The following is a 939-nucleotide window of genomic DNA, read 5'->3' as shown; positions in this document are numbered from 1 at the left end:
AAGAATAAAAGAGAAAAAATCGGTAGAATGCTATTAATGCATGCTAATAATCGTGAAGACGTAAAAGAAGCATCAGCAGGTGATATAGTAGCTTTAGCAGGTCTTAAAGATACTACCACCGGTGATACATTATCCGATATTTATAAGCAAGTAATCTTAGAAAGAATGGAATTTCCGGAGCCGGTAATTGAGCTTGCGGTAGAACCTAAATCAACAGCCGATCAAGAAAAAATGGGCTTAGCACTTTCTCGTTTAGCAGCAGAAGATCCATCATTTAGAGTTTCAACCTGATCATGAAACAGGACAAACAGTGATAAAAAGGAATGGGGAGAACCTCCATTTAGAAATTATCATTGATCGTATGAGAAGAGAGTTTAAGGTTGAAGCAAAATATCGGAGCTCCTCAAGTAGCATATCGTGAAACTATAACAAAAGCTTTGCGAAATTGATTATATCCATAAGAAACAATCCGGCGGTGCAGGACAATTTGCTCGTGTAAAAATTATTTTTGAGCCTCTAAAAGAGGTAAAAGATGAAGATAAAAATAAAACTTTTGTCTTTGAAAGTAAAATCGTCGGCGGTGCCGTGCCTAAAGAATATATACCAGGTGTTGAAAAAGGTTTAAATAATATTAGAGAAACCGGTGTTATTGCCGGTTATCCTATGATTGATTTTAAAGCGACTTTAGTTGACGGTGCGTTTCATGATGTAGATTCTAGTGTACTTGCGTTTGAAATTGCTGCAAAGGCAGCCTTTAGAGAAGGGATGCCGAAAGGTAATCCTAAATTACTTGAGCCGATTATGAAAGTTGAAGTTATCACTCCTGATGAATATATGGGTGATATTATAGGCGATTTAAATAGTCGTAGAGGGCAAATTCAAAGCATGGATCCAAGAGGGAATGCTCAAGTAGTTACTGCGAATGTTCCTTTAGCGGAA

Annotated in this window: 1 pseudogene; it reads left to right on the top strand. The window is 37.2% G+C overall.

Annotation, left to right across the window (positions count from 1 at the left end):
- Nucleotides 1-939, top strand: a pseudogene (locus REIS_RS02340) (EF-Tu/IF-2/RF-3 family GTPase); the annotation flags it as partial.

The sequence above is a fragment of the Rickettsia endosymbiont of Ixodes scapularis genome, from assembly GCF_000160735.1.
GTDB classification, from domain to species: Bacteria; Pseudomonadota; Alphaproteobacteria; order Rickettsiales; family Rickettsiaceae; genus Rickettsia; species Rickettsia tamurae.
This window is presented reverse-complemented; position numbering and strand designations above follow the sequence as displayed.